Raw genomic sequence first — 17,594 nt, 5'->3', positions numbered from 1 at the left:
ATCGTGCCGAGCGTGTCCAGCGATCGCAGTAGCGCGTAAAGCTGCGGATCGCTCTGCCAGGCCCGACCGTAGATCCCCGCCGCGTCGCGCTGGGCGGCGGCGGAAATTGCCGCGGCCTTCACCGAGGCGTCGGCTTCCAGAATGCGCGCATCGCGATCGGCGGTGGAGCGAATTTCTGCCGCCTCCCGCTTGCCCTGGGCCGTGCGCTCCGTGGCGATGGTTTCGCGCTCGGCGCGCATTCTGTCCACGGTGGCGCTGAGGGTCACCGCAGGCAGGGTCAGGCGCTCGATGCCGGTCTGGATTACATCGATTCCGTAGCTGTTCTGCAGCTGGGTTTTCAGCTGCGCCTGCAGCTGCTGTTCAAGGTCGGCAATTTTTACTTTGCTTTTATCCACGTTAACAATATCGGACAGCGCGTAGTTGCTGGCGGTGGTTTCCAGTGCCGAACCAATAAAGGTGCGGATCTGCCGGGCGGCTTCGTCCGGCTGGTTCTGTACCGCGCGGATAAAGCGCAGCACGTCGGCATCGTCGGATTTTACTTTCCAGATAACCCAGGCCTGCACCAGCACCCGCAGGCCGTCGCGGGTGCCGACATCCTGCAGGCCGCTGGAGGTAGAGCGGATCCGCAGATCCACGTCCAGCGGCGATTCAAAAGGTGCCGGAAGCCGCCAGGCCAGGCCCGGCGTCAGCAGAACGCGCACCGGATCGCCAAAGCGGGTGATAACGGTGGCGCTGCCGGCGCGCACCTCAAGCAGACAGGCGGTGAGCACCGCCAGCAGCAGCAGAAAGGCGGCTACGCCGATGCGCAGCATCCGCCTGTCGCGCGGCGGTGCCGGCGGCAGGGGCGGACGCTTGACCGCACTGGCGGTACCGCTGGCGGGGGTTAACGCGGTGATTTTCATTTTGTACTGGCCTTCTGTGGTGCGGTGCTGTCTGGCGGCATCGGGAACTGGCGTAAATCCAGCACCGGCTGGCTGTCGCCCTGCAGGTGACTATCCAGAATAAGAAGCGGCGTGCGGGACAGGGCCCGGGTCAGGATCTGATAGCGCCGCTCGGTAATAAAGGCGCTCCCCGCCTGCTGCCACGCCTGCTGCTCGGCGGTAAAGTTGGCCGCCGCAGCGCGGGCGCGGGAGAGATCCTCCGCGGCAAACGCCTGGGCCCCCAGCATGCCGGTCGTGGCGTTTTGCTGCGCCCGGTTAGACACCGCCGCCGCATAGCCTTTTTCCCGGGCAATCAGGGCGCCGGCGGCAATCTGCGCTGCCTGTACGCCGTGATAGGCATCGGCGGCGCCCGCGGGAGGATGAATGGCTTCGATACGGGTAAACAGCAGTTCCGCGCCGGTATTGAGCTGGTCGAGGCGCTGCTGAATTTGTTGGGTAAGGGACGCTGCCAGCGTAGCCCGCTGCTGGTCGAGCAGCGCATCCAGCTGCTTGCTGGCAAATTGGGTCATCAGTATCTGGCGGGCGATGCTGCGGATCAGCACCGGCAGCGCCTGCGCGTGGTAAGTGCTGTTAAGCGCATCCCGGTCGTTAAGCCCCACCCGCCAGATGAGCCGGATGTCAGTATTAACCATCTGAAAGTTCTGGCTGTCCCCGGCGGCGCTGGCGATTACCTGCGACTGATCGGTAGCGTGGCTGCTGTCCCACAGGCGCCAGCTGCTCTGCGGCGCGGGCCCTTCCGCACTGTCGGGCTGCACGGCTGACGTTTGTTCCACGCTATCGCTAAGCTGCAGTTCGTGAACGATACCGTTCTCTACGGCAACTACCCGTCCGAACGGCCAGGGCAGTCCGGCGTGCAGGCCGGGAGGCAGGACGGCGACCGGGCGTCCGAAGCGCTCATAGATGCCCCGCTGGTGCAGCTGAACTTCGGTCAGGCCGCTGAGCAGCCATCCCACCGCAGCAATGCCGCAGGCCACCGGCAGCAGTCTTCGCCCCATCAGGCGAAAAGCCTGAATCTGGCTGAGATCGATGCCGAAACGCTGCTGGAACAGGTGCAGCGCCCGCGCCACCGGCCGCAGCGGCCACTGATACATGTCCGCCAGCAGGCTGCGGGTCAAAAAGCGCGGGCTGGCTTCCGCCGGCTGCGGCACCGCCAGGGCCATGCCGGCGCGCAGCAGATACTCCAGCGCCACCAGCAGCACGATGAGGCTCGCCAGCGCAATACTCCACAGCGCCAGCGGCGGCGCAATCGCGGCGGCAAGCAGCGCGCCGGTCAGCAGCAGATAGACGCTAAGTACGGCGCGCGCAAAGCCGACGTGATCCTGCTGGTAGCGCCATCCGCGCACCGGCTTAAAGCTAAGCGTGCGCTCGACAATCAGCAACGCAAAGCACAGCAGTACAAAAAAACCAATCAGAGGCAGCGGCATCGGGCGCTCAACCCTGGCCCACTGCGCGTCGCTCAGGTTAGCAGCAGCCAGCGCGAACGCCACGCCGCCGGTAATTAGCGTGGTTGCCAGATGCTGGTGAAAATGCTGCAGCCGCCTTCGCAGTCCGGGCGCCAGCCGCGGACGTCCCGGCTTCCCCTCGCCCGCCTTTGGGAATTCGTTCTCATCCGCGGGCCTGTAGCCTTCGCTGCGCAGCGCGTTATCGACAAGCGCCAGCGCCAGCAGCGACGTCGCCAGCGTCAGGCGCGCTACCGGCAGCCAGAAGCCCGGCGGCGCAATCAGCTCCAGACACAGGTATACCAGCCCCGAAAGGACCAGCAGCCCGTACAGTACGGTTTGCGCCAGCAGCAGGCGCCGGCACAGGGGAGAAATATCGGGAGACGCGGGCGTCATGCGCCCTCCGCCGGGTTTACCGCCGTCAGCAGGAGGCGGCAGGAAATGAACATCGGCAACATAAACCAGCTATCCGCAATAATCGTTGCGTGATTCTGATAGAAAAACGGGCGTAAAGTTAACGTTATATTGTTACAATATGTACAGCATTAAGTTGCACTTTACCGCCGCCAGCGTCGGGGATTCTGAAGATTGAGCGGCGCGCGCTGCGAAGAAAGAAAGTGTTCAGAAATGGGCCTACTCAATCAGCGCCAGCACCCGGCCGAGAACGGCGGTCCCGATCCGCCCCGGCTTCCACAGCGCCACCAGAGGATGGGTCAGACCGCGCTCGCCCATTTCAGTCTCAATGCGCGCAACCCCGTCCAGCCGCCCGGCGTCAAAATGATCCGGCAGGAACGCCCAGCCGCACCCGGCCTGTAGCAGGCCGTCGAGCAGCGCGATCTCATTGACGTGGATCAGCCGGTCGGCAATTTGCAGGCGGGCCGCCAGCGAAGGCGGCAGATCGCGAAACGGCATCAGCTGCGGTTTTGAGGCCAGATGCAGCTGCGAGACGGGTCGGCTGGCAAAAAAATCGCTGCGGGCGTACACCGCCAGCGAGACGCTGCCCACCGCCCGCCAGTGCAGCCTGTCGTTAATCGAGCGGTTCAGCGCCTGAAACAGGCCCACGTCGGCGCTACCTTCATCCAGCCATTTTTCCGCTTCGGCGCGCTCGCAGGCGATCAGATCCAGCTCGATCTGCTGCTCCCGGAGGCGACTGGCGAGCTCCAGCAGCAGTTTTCGGGGGGTAAACAGGTCATAGCAGAGCGTCAGGTGGGTTTCCACCTGCTCGGGTATCTGTCTGGCGATGCGGGAGAAGGCCTGCGCCTCATGAAGAAACAGCCGCGCCTGGCGGTACAGCCGCTGCCCGTGCGGCGTCAGGGTCAGTGGCCTTGTAGCCCGGTCAAACAGGGCGTAGCCGAGATCGATCTCCAGATAGTCCACCAGCTCGCTCACGGTGGTGCGGTCTTTTTTCAGCTTGTGGGCGGCCTGGGTCAGCGTCCCGCTTTCGCACACGCAGGTAAAGGCTTCAATCTGGGCGAGGGTAAAACGTACTGGTTCCATGGGATATCCCTGTCAACGTTTGGGCCCTTACCTTAGCGAAGTGCGGGAAAAGAAAAAAGCCTGTCGCATGACAGGCTTTCGTTCTTCTTCACTCAGGCAGGATCAGGCATGCGCCACCGGCGTCGGATGATGTTCGGCCTTACGCAGCAGCATCAGCAGGTAGATAAATGACACGCTGGCGATCATGATAAACAGCAGGTTATCCGAGTAGTTCTGCATCAGCATTGATGTCAGGGTTGGGCCAAGCAGACTGCCGGTGGTGTAGCTCAGCAGCAGCGCCTGGTTCATGCCCACCAGCTGATGGTGAGCCACTTTCTCGCAGGCCCAGGCCATTGCCACCGGATAGAGCGTAAAGCCGGCGGCGCCGAGAATAAACAGGGTTGGCGCCATCGCCGCCTGTCCGAGCATCGCCAGGCTGCCCACGATCACCACAAAAACCTGTACCCGCAGCACCAGCAGACGGCCAAACTTGTCCGCCAGACGGCCAATAGGCCACTGGCCGAGAATACCGGCGCTGACCATCACCGCCATCCAGAAACCGATACCGGAGTCGCTCACGCCTTTATGGTTCAGCCACAGCGGCATCAGGCCATACAGCGAGCCGAGCACGATACCGGAGATAATGCAGCCGTTCACCCCAAGGCGCGCCTGGCGCAGGCGCAGCATCGTCCAGATTTGCGTCGGCTCGTGCTCTTCGCTGTGCTGGTTGGTGATGCGGGTAAACAGCAGCGGCAGAATCGCCGCCAGGCTCAGGCCGGTAACCCACGGCAGTACGCTCATTAGATCCGTCGGCAGCTTGCTGACCATCAGCTGGCCCAGTACGGTACCGACGTAATAGATCATCATATAGGCTGCCAGCAGGCGTCCGCGATTGCGGGAGGTGCCGCTGCACATCAGCGCGCTCTCGACCACAACCCAGATCATCGCGCAGCCGATACCGGCGAGGAAACGCCAGCTCAGCCAGCTCCAGAAGCCGAGGGTAAATCCAAGTCCAACGCAGGCGGCGGCGAAAATAATCGACGCCAGATAGTAGCTGCGGTTGAAGCCGAGACGCTTAATCAGACGTCCGGCCAGCAGCGTACCGACCAGGTTGCCGGTAAAATAGGACGAGCTCACCATCCCGACCTGCCAGGTAGGCAGATTGTCATGGGCGAGCCACAGCGGGACGAGCGTATTCAGAACCGCAATCGCCAGCGTTAACAGTAATAAGCCGCAGAGCAGAAGCTGCACCGGCCGGGTATAAGTGGACATGGATTAAAAACCGTGAGGAAGTTCAGATTTCGCGCGCATCATGCCACTCCTGTAGGCAAAGTCAATCGCCCTCAGGCCAGTGCTGGCGGGGTTTTGCGGGCATCCATTCATGTTTTTAATCCAGTGAAATGGAAATAACGCCGGGCCAAAAATTATGCTGTTGTTTTAATTAGAAAAGAGATTAATCGGGCGGGAATATTCAGTTGAAATATTTCATGGATAAAGCGCATTTTTTATTGCGCCGGGCCCGGTGGCCCGACGCAATATTTACCTAGCTGGCAATCGCCATGCCGACGGTCATGTGCAGGCCGTAGAACACGCCCCTGCCAATGAGTTCACCGGCCACCAGCAGCACGAAGGCCAGGCACAGCAGCGGAACGCCAGCCTGACGACCTTTCAGCTGCGGCGCGACCCACAGCGCCAGCGCCAGAGCCAGCAGCACCAGCCGCCAGGCCATCAGTGAGCCATAGGCCGGCACCAGCGCCGACGCCTGCTGAATCGAGCTGTGGATAGTGGCCAGCTCGCTGCCCTGCATCACCACCACAATGGCGCTGGCCAGCAGCGCAAGCATTGATACCGCCGGAAGCAGGCGCATCGCCCGCCCCTCGACGCCCGCCGCGCGCAGCAGCAGGTAGCCCAGCAGCGGCCCGCCGATAAACAGGGTCAGGAAGAAGCTCAGCGGCGTCCAGACGCTGTACCACGTTGGTACGGTATCAATGGTGTTGTAAACCCGTACCATCATCCAGACGAACACCACGCCCAGCACCATGGTCAGCACCAGCCAGATGCCGCGCAGCGCCTGCGGCAGCTTGCCGAGCGCCGCCAGCAGCCAGCCGAGGCCGCCTACGGCGAAGAAAATGGCGCCGCTGGCAATTTCATTACTCAGCGATGAGGCACCCACCCGGTTGAGAGAGTTAAACGCCCGCAGCGGCGAGCCCAGGTGCAGGGTTGAGGCAACAAAGGCAATCCCCATCAGCACCCACAGGAAGAACATTCCCGTCACGACACTTTTTTCCTGCTGACGGGACAGGTTTCCCGTTAACATCGCCAGGGCCAGAACGATAAATCCGCCCGCCACGCACTGGCCAAAGACCGTGAAGATCATTAGCGGCCATTCATGCCATCCACTTCCCATCTTAAACCTCCTCCGGATTTGCCAGATAGCCTGTGGTATCGCCCGTCGGGCGGCTGTTGGCGTTGGGTTTGATCACTATGCTTGGTTTGGTGAAATGCGCGGACGGCAGCGGTGCTACGGCAGCCAGCTTACCGTGTTTTGCCCGCAGCTCTTCAATCGGCCCAAAGTCCAGCGCGCGCAGCGGGCAGGACTCGACGCAAATCGGTTTTTTACCGTCGGCGACGCGCTCGTGACAGCCGTCGCACTTGGTCATATGCCCTTTGGCCTCGTTGTACTGCGGCGCGCCGTACGGGCAGGCCATGTGGCAGTAGCGGCAGCCGATACACACGTCTTCATTGACCACCACAAAACCGTCTTCGCGCTTGTGCATCGCACCGCTCGGGCAGACTTTGGTACAGGCCGGATCTTCGCAGTGGTTGCAGGCGATAGAGAGGTAGTAGGCAAACACGTTCTGGTGCCAGCTGCCGTTATCTTCCTGCCAGTCGCCGCCCGCATACTCGTAGATGCGGCGAAAGCTGACGTCGGGGGTCAAATCTTTGTAGTCTTTACAGGCCAGCTCGCAGGTTTTGCAACCGGTGCAGCGGCTGGAATCAATAAAAAATCCATACTGAGTGGACATCGGTTACTCCTTAAGCTTTTTCAACCTGAACGAGGTTAGAGTGCGACGGATTGCCTTTCGCCAGTGGCGAAGGGCGCTGCGTGGTCAGAACGTTGATGCATCCTGCCTGATCGACGCCGCTGGCATCCGGCGCGTACCACGCCCCTTCCCCAAGCGCGACAACGCCCGGCATCATGCGCGGGGTAACTTTGGCTTCAATGTGCAGCTCACCGCGGCCGTTGAAGACTTTCACCCGCTGGCCGTTGCTGATGCCGCGCTTTTGCGCATCCAGCGGGTTGATCCAGATCTCCTGACGGCAGGCGGCTTTCAGCACGTCGACGTTGCCGTAGGTGGAGTGGGCGCGCGCCTTATAGTGGAAGCCGGTAAGCTGCAGCGGATAGGTTTGACTCAGCGGATCGTCTACACCTTCAAATCCCGGATCGTAAATTGGCAGCGGATCGATAACGTCGCCTTTCTCCAGCTCCCAGGTAGCGGCAATTTTTGCCAGCTCGGCGGAGTAGATCTCAATTTTTCCCGACGGCGTAGTCAGCGGATTAGCGGCGGGATCCTCGCGGAAAGCTTTATAAGCAACGTGGTGGCCCTGGGGATCGCGCTTTTTAAAGATGCCCTGCGCGCGGAACGCTTCGAAGGACGGCAGATCCGGCATCGCCTCGCGGGACTGGGCGTAAAGATGGCGCATCCAGCCCTCCTGAGTGCGGCCTTCCGTGAACTGCTGCTCAACGCCCATACGCTTCGCCAGCTGGGAGGTCATCTCGTAGATGGTTTTACACTCAAAGCGCGGTTTAATGGCCTGGTCGGCAAAAATAACGTAGGACATGTTGCCGCAGGAGGCGTCCAGCGCGAAGTCCATCTGCTCGGAGGCGGTACAGTCCGGCAGCAGAATATCGGCATATTTCGCCGACGAGGTCATGTGGCAGTCCACTACGACGATCAGCTCGCACTTCTTGTCATCCTGCAGGATTTCGTGGGTGCGGTTAATCTGCGAGTGCTGGTTAATAATGCAGTTGCCGGCAAAGTTCCAGATCATCTTGATCGGCACGTCCAGCTTGTCTTTACCCTGCACGCCGTCGCGCAGCGCGGTCATCTGCGGTCCACGTTCGATGGCGTCAGTCCAGGTAAACATCGAGATGCTGGTTTTTACCGGGTTCTCAAGGGTCGGCATGCGCACGAACGGCAGAGAGTAGGAACCCTCGCGGGCACCGCTGTTGCCGCCGCTGATGCCGACGTTGCCGGAGAGGATCGCCAGCATGGCGATAGCGCGGGACTCCAGTTCGCCGTTGGCGTGGCGCTGCGGTCCCCAGCCCTGACTGATAAAGGCAGCTTTGGCACCGGCAATCTCCCGCGCCAGCTTGACGATTCGATCGGCGGGAATGCCGGTGATCGCCGAGGCCCACGCCGGGGTTTTCGCCACGCCGTCGCTGCCCTGGCCGAGAATATACGCTTTGTAATGCCCGTTGGCAGGGGCACCGGCGGGCATCGTTTTTTCATCGAAGCCGACGCAGTATTTATCGAGGAACGGCTGGTCAACGAGATCCTCATCAATCATCACCCACGCCAGCGCAGAGACCAGCGCCGCATCGGTGCCCGGGCGAATCGGGATCCACTCATCCTCACGGCCCGCGCCGGTATCGGTATAGCGCGGATCGATGATAATCATCCGCGCATTGGATTTTTGCCGCGCCTGCTCGACGTAATAGGTGACGCCGCCGCCGCTCATGCGGGTTTCACCGGGGTTGTTACCGAAAAATACTACCAGATCGCTGTTTTCAATGTCCGACGGGCTGTTGCCGTCGGCCCAGCCGCCGTAGGTGTAATTCAAGCCCATCGCAATCTGCGCGGTGGAGTAGTCGCCGTAGTGATTGAGGTAGCCACCGCAGCAGTTCATCAGGCGGGCAATCAGCGTATCTCCCGGCGGCCAGGAGCGGGTCATGGTGCCGCCCAGGGTGCCGGTGCCATAGTTCAGGTAGATGGATTCGTTGCCGTAATCCTTGATTAAACGCTTCATGTTATCGGCAATGGTATCGAATGCCTCATCCCAGCTGATGCGTTTAAATTTGCCTTCTCCGCGCTTGCCGACGCGCTTCATCGGATAGCGAAGACGGTCCGGGTTGTAGACCCGGCGGCGCATCGAGCGTCCACGCAGGCAGGCCCGCACCTGATGAAGACCTTCATAGTCGTCATCGCCGGTGTTGTCGGTCTCAACGTATTTGATATCGCCGTCAATCACGTGCATGCGCAGCGGGCAGCGGCTGCCGCAGTTGACGGAACATGCGCTCCAGACAACCTTCTCGGGAGATGCGGCGGGGGCAATCGCCTCAGCAGCGCTGGCGATGCGGGTAAACGGCAGCGCAAAGGCGCTGCTGGCCGCAGCCAGTCCGCCAATGGCTGACGTTTTTACCAGACCTCGGCGGCTCACCTCAGCGTGCAGCAGCGCATCGGGGGCTTTGATTTTCATAGATACTCGCTCATTGCTCAAAAGTCATAAAGCGTTATATAAAATTAAATATAACGAAGTTACTCATTTGTAGAGTTTTATGCTGGTTGTAATTCGAAAGGAGTATCTACGGTTTCGCAGAAGTGGTTATTGTTCGGTATCAATACAGAGGAGAAAAAGAGAGCAGCTACCGGGATTTGTTACGAAGAGAAAGAAAGAGATAAAAAAAGCGCCCGGAGGCGCTTTTTAAAGCAGACCGGCAATTAGCCGATAAACTCAAGACCGTTCATGTACGGGCGCAGTACTTCCGGCACCTCGATGCGGCCGTCGGCCTGCTGGTAGTTTTCCAGCACCGCCACCAGGGTACGACCAACCGCCAGCCCGGAACCGTTCAGGGTGTGCACCAGGCGAGTCTTTTTGTCAGACTTGCTGCGGCAGCGCGCCTGCATGCGGCGGGCCTGGAAGTCCCAGCAGTTAGAGCAAGACGAGATTTCACGGTAGGTGTTCTGCGCCGGCAGCCACACTTCCAGATCGTAAGTTTTACGGGCACCGAAACCGATATCGCCGGAGCACAGCAGCACTTTGCGGTACGGCAGGTTCAGCAGCTGCAGCACTTTTTCCGCGTGGCCGGTCAGCTCTTCCAGCGCGTCCATGGAATCTTCCGGACGCACGATCTGCACCACCTCCACTTTGTCGAACTGGTGCATGCGGATCAGGCCGCGGGTATCGCGCCCGTAAGAGCCCGCTTCGGAACGGAAGCACGGCGTGTGGGCGGTCATTTTGATCGGCAGCAGATCTTCGTCGATGATTTCATCGCGCACCAGATTGGTGAGCGGCACTTCCGCCGTCGGGATCAGGGAGTAGTTGCTGCTGTCGGCCTCTTCTTCCAGCGGACGCGTGTGGAACAGGTCGCCGCCGAATTTCGGCAGCTGGCCGGTGCCGTACAGCGTCTCCTGGTTAACCAGGTACGGTACGTAGTTTTCGCTGTAGCCGTGCTGCTCGGTATGCAGATCCAGCATGAACTGGCTCAGGGCGCGGTGCATGCGGGCAATTTGCCCCTGCATCACCACGAAGCGGGAGCCGGTCAGCTTAACCGCGGCGACAAAATCCAGGCCTTTGGCCATTTCGCCGAGAGTAACGTGATCGCGCACCTCAAAGTCGAATTCGCGCGGGGTGCCCCAGCGGCTGACTTCAACGTTTTCGCTGTCGTCTTTGCCCAGCGGCACGCAGTCGTCCGGGATGTTCGGCAGGGTCAGCGCGATATCGCGGATCTCCGCCAATAGCGCGTCCAGCTCGCTTTTCGCGGCGTCCAGCTCTTCGCCCAGCTGATTAACCTGCTGGCGCAATGGCTCAATATCTTCCCCGCGCGCTTTCGCCTGGCCGATGGATTTCGATCGCGAGTTGCGTTCAGCCTGCAGATTTTCCGTTTTAACCTGCAGAACTTTACGACGCTCTTCAAGAGCGACCAGCGTTTCTACATCCAGCTTAAAGCCCCGGCGTGCCAGTTTTTCAGCGACTGCGTCTGGCTCTGTACGCAGCAGATTGGGATCGAGCATGCTTATCCTGTGCTTATCGAATTGAATTTGAAAGGAAGAGCGGCCACAGCCTGCAGCCGCCTGAATAGTCTTGCTAACCTTACCGCAACGCCTGCATCAGCGGTAGCGTTTTGTGGGGCTTTTCTGATCCTGCTCGGCAAGCCAGGCGAGCTTTTCGCCAATTTTGCCTTCAAGACCGCGCGAAGTGGGATGATAGTAGCGGGTTTGCGCCATTTCCTGCGGAAAGTAGTCTTCGCCGGCGGCGTAAGCGTTGGGTTCGTCGTGGGCGTAGCGATACTGCTGCCCGTAGCCCATTTCCTTCATCAGTTTGGTAGGCGCATTGCGCAAATGTACCGGCACATCGTAATCCGGATGCTCGCGGGCGTCGGACATCGCCGCTTTGAAAGCGGTGTACACGGCGTTGCTTTTCGGCGCGCAGGCCAGATAGACAATCGCCTGCGCAATCGCCCGCTCACCTTCGGCGGGCCCCACCCGGGTGAAACAGTCCCAGGCCGAAATCGCCACCTGCATCGCCCGCGGATCGGCGTTGCCGACGTCCTCAGAGGCGATGGCCAGACAGCGGCGGGCAACGTATAGCGGATCGCCGCCGGCGGTAATAATTCGCGCATACCAGTAAAGCGCCGCGTCCGGCGCGCTGCCGCGCACCGACTTGTGCAGCGCCGAGATCAGGTCATAGAAACGATCGCCTTTATTATCAAAGCGCGCACTGCGCTCGCCGGCGATTTCGGTCAGCAGCTCGGATTTGAGCACCCGCATACCGCCGTCGCTGACTTCCGCCATGTCGGCCATCATCTCCAGCGTATTGAGCGCCCGGCGCGCGTCGCCGTTGACCAGTTGGGCAATGGCCAGCCGGGTCTCGTCCGGCAGGACGATATTCTGCCCGCCGTAACCCCGCGCTTTATCGGTCATCGCCTGGTTAAGCACCTGCTCGATGTCATCTGACGTCAGGGATTTCAGCAGGTAGACGCGGGCGCGGGACAGCAGCGCCGAGTTAAGCTCAAACGAAGGGTTTTCGGTGGTTGCGCCAATAAAAGTGATGGTGCCGTCTTCGATATGCGGCAGGAAGGCGTCCTGCTGGCTTTTATTGAAGCGGTGCACTTCGTCGACGAACAAAATGGTGCGCCGCCCGGCGTTGCGGCTCTGGCGCGCGCGCTCGATGGCTTCGCGGATCTCCTTCACCCCGGAGGTGACGGCGGAAATGCGCTCAACGTCGGCATCGGCGTAGCGGGCAATGACTTCCGCCAGGGTGGTTTTACCGGTACCCGGCGGTCCCCACAGGATCATCGAGTGCAGGTGCCCGGCTTCAATGGCGCGCGGCAGCGGTTTACCCCGCGCCAGCAGATGCTGCTGGCCAATGTACTGCGCTAAATTTTCTGGCCGCATGCGGGCAGCCAGAGGTTGAAACGCGTTATCGGAAAAATCGAGCGACAGGTTGCTCACTTTTACCTCTTACTTACGCTGGTCGTCCACCGTTACGCCTTTCGGCGGCGTAAAGGTAAATTTGGACGCGTCCACCGCGCCATTTTTCTGGGACTTCAGCTGGTAGCTGCTGCGCTGGTCGTCCTGCTCAATGGCGCTGAACTGGTTGATGGTGCCGTCGCGGCTGACGTTAATGGTGAACTCTTTCAGGTTGCCGCTGCTGTTTTTCGGCGTCAGCTGGAAGTTGTCGCCGCTCTGGCTGATATTGTATTGCTGCCAGTCGCTGGACTGGTTGCGGGCGATCAGCATAAACGGCGTGTTGCTGGTGGCATTTTTCAGCCAGGTCGCCGTTGCCTGCTCGACAAATGGATTGTAGAACCACAGGGTTTTACCGTCGGAGACCAGCACGCTTTCGTCCGGCTGGGTCATGTGCCAGTTAAACAGGTTAGGCCGCTTAACCCACAAATCGCCCTGCCCGTCCTGCACGGCATTACCGCTGCCGTCAGTGACTTTCTGCGTAAAGCTGGCGTGGAAGCTGCTCACCTTATCCAAACGGCTTTTCAGATCGCCGGCGGCGTCAGCCCAGACGCTGCTGGCGGCAAAGCTGGTCAGTAAGGCGCAGGTGATGGCGATTTTTTTCATCTTATTTCCTTAGTCCTTAAGTGCATCACTCCCGACGCGGGAGCCTCTCTGCTAGCCAATATAGAGGGTTACTCTACAACCGGAACAGGAGAAAATGCTGAATTTTCGATTGCTTATCCGGGCCTGTGCACGCCACATTACTCAAACGGCGGCGGTGCCAGCACCTCGCGGTTGCCGTTGTGCCCCGCTTCGCTCACGATGCCCTGCGCTTCCATTTGCTCGATAATGCGCGCCGCGCGGTTATAACCAATGCGGAACTGGCGCTGCACGCCGGAAATAGAGGCTTTGCGTTTTTCGGTGACGAAATTCACCGCCTGGTCGAACAGCGGATCCAGCTCCTCGCCGCCGTCAACACCGCTGCTGCCGCCTTCGCTCTGGCTATCAGAAGTGATGCCTTCAACATACTGCGGCCGGCCGCGCGCTTTCCAGTCCTGCACCACCGCGTGAACTTCCTGGTCGCGAACAAACGCACCGTGTACGCGGGTAGGTGCCGCGCTGGAGTTCGGCCCGGAATAGAGCATGTCCCCCATTCCCAGCAGCGATTCCGCGCCGCTTTGGTCGAGAATGGTGCGGGAGTCAATTTTGCTCGACACGGTAAAGGCGATGCGGGTTGGGATGTTAGCTTTAATCAGGCCGGTGATAACGTCAACCGACGGACGCTGGGTAGCCAGCACGAGGTGAATACCGGCCGCGCGCGCTTTCTGCGCCAGGCGAGCAATCAGCTCTTCAACCTTTTTACCCACGGTCATCATCAGATCGGCGAACTCATCCACCAGCACCACAATGTACGGCAGCCTTTCCAGCGTTGGATGCTCGGCATCCATGCTGTCGCCCGGTTTCCAGTAAGGATCGGGGATCGGACGCCCCATCTGCGCGGCCTGAGCAATTTTCTCGTTATAGCCGGCGAGATTGCGCACGCCCAGCGCCGACATCAGCTTGTAGCGACGTTCCATCTCGTTGACGCTCCAGCGCAGGGCGTTAGCGGCGTCTTTCATGTCCGTAACCACTTCTGTCAGCAGGTGCGGAATGCCTTCATAGACCGAAAGTTCGAGCATTTTCGGGTCAATCATAATAAAGCGCACGTCTTCCGGCGTGGCTTTATAGAGCATGCTGAGGATCATGGCGTTAACGCCTACCGATTTACCGGAACCGGTCGTACCGGCCACCAGCAGGTGCGGCATCTTCGCCAGGTCGGCGATAACTGGATCGCCCGCGATATCTTTGCCCAGCACCACTGTCAGCGGCGACGGGCTTTCGCGGAATTTCGCGCAGTCCAGCACTTCGCGCAGATAAACGGTCTGGCGCTTCTTGTTTGGCAGCTCAAGGCCGACATACGGTTTACCCGGAATAACTTCAACCACGCGCACCGCCACCGTCGACAGCGAGCGGGCGAGATCCCGGGAGAGGTTAGAGATACGCGCGGCCTTGACGCCCGGCGCCAGATTCAGCTCGAACCGGGTGATCACCGGGCCCGGCGAATAGTTAACGACGTCAGCTTTAATGCGGAAGTCTGAGAGGCGGGCCTCAACCAGGCGCGCCATCTGCTCAAGCGCGAAGGTGTCTACCGGCTCAACTTCCGTCGGCGGCTGGGTCAGCAGATCCAGCGACGGCAGCGGCGTGGTCGGTCGATTCAGTGGACGCGAGTCGCCGTTACGCATCAGCAGCGGATGGATCAGGCTCTCCTGCGGCTGAGGTGCAGGCGTCTGGACCGGCGGCTGCGCCTGCGGGGGCTGCTGCTGGTAGCCGTGCTGCGGCTGGGTTTGCTGATAGTGCTGCTGCGGCTGGCTCTGAGGAGCCTGAGGCGGCTGCTGATAGTGCTGCTGCGGCTGCTGTGCTACCTGTTCCGGCATCGCTTCGGGCATGAATAGCGGCGCTTTAGGCGCGTCGTCCACCAGCGTCTTCATCGGTGACAGGTCGAAATCAGACAGCGAGAACGGATCGGCCGCAGCGGATTGCCCTGCGGTGTAACGATGCTGCTGCTGGGCGGCAAACTGCCGCGCCAGTTCGGCTTCGGCGGCCGCGTCGGCATCATCAAGATCGCTGTCAGCAGGCTCTGCGTAGCGCTGCTCCTGCTGAGCGGCAAACTGGCGGGCAAGCTCGTGCTGGTGCAGATCGTCTTCCGCGTCGTCCATTACTGCGTCGTCGCCGTAGCTGTCCCGATCGTCAGCCGTGCGCTGAGACGGAATTTTAATGCCAAAAGAGGCGGAGGCCAGCTCGCGGCGCGTCGGTACGCGTACGCGATTCGGGCGCGGCAGCTGCGGGCCGATACCTTCTTTTACTTGAGGACGCGGACCTTCTGCAGGGCTGAACAGCGGCGTTGAGACTGCTGCAGCCTCAGAAGTCGCCCGCGCAACGGAGGCTGCCGAATGGGCTACCGGCGCTGCTGGCTCAGCAGCGGGTGCCGTTTCGCGCATGGCCGGGGCAGCGGGTTCCGGCACCGGCTGATACCAGGCCGCCAGCTGTTCACGCTCCCGGGCGCGCTTCTCTTCGACTTCTTCAAAATAGTAAAGCGGCGGACGGTGCTGCTTCGCGCCTTGTGAATGATGACTCTCTTCGTCATCCGGCTGGCTTTCAGCGGCCGAATAAGGATTGTGTTCTGCGCGGGCGTGCTGCGGGGCAGCATATTCAGCCTGCGGCGCAACCTGAGTCTGGAACTGAGCGTGCGACGGCTGGGCGGCCGGACTCTGAACCGCCGGCTCCTGCCACATCGCCTCAATGGAGGGCTGCTGGCGGAAGGCTTCAGGCTCAATGTATTCCGGTCTGGCCGCGGGCGCCTGCGGCGGCCAGCTGTCAGGGGATGGCGAAATGGCGGGCTCTTCCACCTGCGGCGCGGCGACTGGCTGCCATTCAACGCTGTTATGCGTCAGCGCGGCCTCGGCGCCGGGCACGGACGGGGTTTGGGTAACCGGCTCGGCACTTGCGGCCCAGCCTTGCGCTGCCTCGGTTGCAGCAGCAGCGGCGGCTACCGGCTCGGTGACCGCGTGGCCGTTTAACAGCGGGTCATTCTGATCCCACGGGTTGGCTCGCGCCGCGCTGCTTCCCGAGAACAGAACATCGTCGGCATCAGGCTGGCGGGCGGCGCTGCTGCCGGAAAACAGCACGTCGTCGGCATCGGCAGCCTGGCCGCGGGCGCTGTATTCAATAGCGTCTTCGCCATCGTCCATTCGCCGGCCCGAGAAGAGTGCGGCATCAGTGTTACGGCCTACCGGATTGATAAACTTGTCCGCCAGGCGCTTGCGGCGTGCCAGCGCACCGCGCAGGATCCGGCTACGGCGGCTCTCTTTTACCTGCGGCTTTTCATATTCTTCGTCGTCTTCGTACTCGTCTTCATACTCTTCATCATCAACCCAGGTATCATCCCTGCGGGTGCGGTTGCTGGCGAAAGTCAGAATATTGAGGATCCAGTGGCCAATTTTCTCAGCAATGCTGACCCAGGACCAGCCGGTAAACAACGTCAGTCCCGCGGCCCACACGCACAGCAGCGCCAGCGTACCGCCGCTGCTGTGCAGCAGCGGCTGCAGCGCGGTGCTAAGAAGGCTGCCGATAACGCCGCCGGAGGCGAAATACCAGATATCGTCGGCGTTGATGGCTGCCAGCCCGCAGGAAGTGAGGATCAGCGCAAGAACGCCAATCAGACGCAGCGAGACGGCAAAATAATCAATGTAATCTTCGGTGGCGCGGTGTCGATAGGCAAACCAGCATCCGCCGATAATGATCACCGGCAGGGTATACGCCATGACGCCGAAAATGAAAAATAGCGTATCCGCCAGCCACGCGCCCGGTACGCCGCCGAGGTTGTGAATCGGCTCGTGCCACGCGGTCTGCGACCAGCTGGGATCGGAGGGATTAAAGCTGAGTAAGGCCGCCATCAGCCAGATGGCGAAAAGCGCGCACAGAATCAGTAGCGCCTCAAATAAGCGGCGGCCGCTGCCCAATTGCGTCACGGTGACGTCTTTGTCTTCAGTGTATTCCTGGCTCAAGAAAAGCTCTCCAGGTTCGAGGCCGAATCCTGCCTGATGCTAAAACGGACAGCAGCACCGGGTGGCCCCGGTACTGCTGCTGTATGAATTACCAGGAGTGTAATCAACTTACGTTGATTTTGCACCTGTTCCGTTTTAACGAGTTTTAATAACCAGACGATTACTCTGTTTGACCTCTTCCATAACCACATAGGTTCGGGTGTCGTTCACACCGGGGAGGCGCAGCAGAGTTTCGCCCAAAAGCTTACGGTATGCTGACATATCTGGCACGCGCGTCTTCAGCAGGTAATCGAAGTCGCCTGAAACCAGATGGCATTCCTGAATTTCTTCCAGCTTTTGTACTGCAGAGTTGAATTGCTCGAAGACATCGGGCGCGCCGCGATTCAGAGTAATCTCAACGAAAACCAGCAGTGATGCATCGAGATAGTGCGGGTTAAGCAGCGCCGTGTAGCCCTGAATAAACCCCTGTCTTTCCAGACGACGAACGCGCTCTAAGCAAGGTGTCGGGGAAAGCCCTACCCGCTTGGAGAGTTCCACGTTGGAAATTCGGCCATCCTTCTGCAGCTCGTTTAAAATATTGCGATCGATGCGGTCGAGATCTTTGCCAGGGCGCTTTTTAGTATCTACCATTATTATTGTCTCTCTGTATTCCTTCCCTACTCCCGTCTGGACCCTGTGCAC

At 60.4% G+C, this 17,594-nt stretch carries 12 protein-coding genes; all 12 read right to left on the bottom strand.

Annotated features, from left to right (window positions below; all coding sequences use genetic code 11):
• Window positions 1-902, bottom strand: a 902-nt coding sequence (locus QZ766_RS06375; protein WP_297198979.1) for an SPFH domain-containing protein, incomplete at its 3' end; no start/stop codon positions are given.
• Window positions 899-2,776: a protease modulator HflK gene (locus QZ766_RS06370; RefSeq protein WP_297198976.1), complete on the bottom strand. Its 1,878-nt coding sequence runs from the start codon at window positions 2,774-2,776 to the stop codon at window positions 899-901. The genes QZ766_RS06370 and QZ766_RS06375, both read right to left, overlap by 4 nt.
• 237 nt (window positions 2,777-3,013) lie before the next feature.
• Complete coding sequence (locus tag QZ766_RS06365; RefSeq protein ID WP_297198972.1) at window positions 3,014-3,877, bottom strand: LysR family transcriptional regulator; 864 nt, start codon at window positions 3,875-3,877, stop codon at window positions 3,014-3,016.
• Between the two features lie 102 nt (window positions 3,878-3,979).
• Window positions 3,980-5,128: an MFS transporter gene (locus QZ766_RS06360; protein ID WP_297198969.1), complete on the bottom strand. Its 1,149-nt coding sequence runs from the start codon at window positions 5,126-5,128 to the stop codon at window positions 3,980-3,982.
• 271 nt (window positions 5,129-5,399) lie between these two features.
• Entirely contained in the window at window positions 5,400-6,263 is an 864-nt protein-coding gene (locus QZ766_RS06355; RefSeq protein WP_297198966.1) for a dimethyl sulfoxide reductase anchor subunit family protein, read from the bottom strand.
• A 1-nt stretch (window position 6,264) separates the two neighbouring features.
• On the bottom strand, window positions 6,265-6,882 hold the full coding sequence (locus QZ766_RS06350; RefSeq protein ID WP_297198963.1) for a DMSO/selenate family reductase complex B subunit: 618 nt from the start codon (window positions 6,880-6,882) through the stop codon (window positions 6,265-6,267).
• Between the two features lie 10 nt (window positions 6,883-6,892).
• On the bottom strand, window positions 6,893-9,337 hold the full coding sequence (gene dmsA / locus QZ766_RS06345; RefSeq protein ID WP_297198960.1) for a dimethylsulfoxide reductase subunit A: 2,445 nt from the start codon (window positions 9,335-9,337) through the stop codon (window positions 6,893-6,895).
• 242 nt (window positions 9,338-9,579) lie between these two features.
• Window positions 9,580-10,872, bottom strand: coding sequence for a serine--tRNA ligase (gene serS, locus QZ766_RS06340; RefSeq protein WP_297198958.1), 1,293 nt, complete (start codon window positions 10,870-10,872; stop codon window positions 9,580-9,582).
• A gap of 96 nt (window positions 10,873-10,968) precedes the next feature.
• The gene (locus QZ766_RS06335; protein WP_297198955.1) at window positions 10,969-12,312 is read right to left on the bottom strand and encodes a replication-associated recombination protein A; all 1,344 of its coding nucleotides are present in this window, start codon (window positions 12,310-12,312) and stop codon (window positions 10,969-10,971) included.
• Window positions 12,313-12,321: 9 nt separating this feature from the next.
• Window positions 12,322-12,933: an outer membrane lipoprotein chaperone LolA gene (gene lolA / locus QZ766_RS06330; protein ID WP_297198953.1), complete on the bottom strand. Its 612-nt coding sequence runs from the start codon at window positions 12,931-12,933 to the stop codon at window positions 12,322-12,324.
• A gap of 137 nt (window positions 12,934-13,070) precedes the next feature.
• Entirely contained in the window at window positions 13,071-16,913 is a 3,843-nt protein-coding gene (locus tag QZ766_RS06325; RefSeq protein ID WP_297198950.1) for a DNA translocase FtsK 4TM domain-containing protein, read from the bottom strand.
• Between the two features lie 135 nt (window positions 16,914-17,048).
• On the bottom strand, window positions 17,049-17,543 hold the full coding sequence (gene lrp, locus QZ766_RS06320) for a leucine-responsive transcriptional regulator Lrp (RefSeq protein WP_297198947.1): 495 nt from the start codon (window positions 17,541-17,543) through the stop codon (window positions 17,049-17,051).
• Window positions 17,544-17,594 lie beyond the last annotated feature (51 nt).

The organism is uncultured Pluralibacter sp., assembly GCF_913775985.1.
In the GTDB taxonomy this organism is placed as follows: Bacteria; Pseudomonadota; Gammaproteobacteria; order Enterobacterales; family Enterobacteriaceae; genus Pluralibacter.
This window is presented reverse-complemented; position numbering and strand designations above follow the sequence as displayed.